Below are 702 nucleotides of genomic sequence, written 5' to 3' on the forward strand. Positions count from 1 at the left end.
ATGTCTAGAGTACGCATCACCACGCGTTGGCTCGAGTAGCTGTTTAATATTGCTCGATATTGATGATACTGCTCATCTTCCGATGGAAAGTGATGTTGAAGTAAAAATGCAATTTCAGTTCGATATAAACCGACACCATCGACGCCCGTATTAATGGCACTGTTGCTATCGGCACTGAGACCCGCATTCAGCATCACTTCAATGTGCTGGTTATCTAACGTTACGGCAGGTAACGCGAGATCTTTATTGACCATCGCGAAGAGCTCTGACTCTTCACTAACTAAACTGCGATACTCACGCAACAGCTGGCGGTTGGGCTCAAGAAAAATCTCGCCCGTATAGCCATCAACGATGCCTAATTTGCCGTTAACCACATCCGTATTGATGTTAGCGCCCATAACGGCCGGCACACCCAATGCGCGCGAAAGAATTGCAGCGTGTGAGTTTGCGCCCCCTTCAAGCGAAACAACCGCTAATAAATGTTCTTTCGGCACCGATGCTAACAAAGTCGCAGTAAGCTCATTGGCCACTAAGATGATAGGACGATCGATGGCCGCATTCTCTTGCTCACTGTTGTGCAGAAAATACAGCAACCTTTGCCCCAACTCTCGGATATCTTGTGCTCGTTCACGCAAATAGATATCTGACATACGAGCAAAGCGGTTTGAATAAGTTTCGACTACCTGACGCAGCGCCCAATCC

1 protein-coding gene is annotated in these 702 nt (G+C 47.6%); it reads right to left on the bottom strand.

Features of this window, described 5'->3' with window-relative positions; translation table 11 throughout:
• On the bottom strand, window positions 1–702 hold a 702-nt coding region (locus R7Z50_RS27510; RefSeq protein WP_318149751.1), incomplete at both ends, for a putative PEP-binding protein.

It is taken from the genome of Vibrio sp. 1249-1, assembly GCF_033340495.1.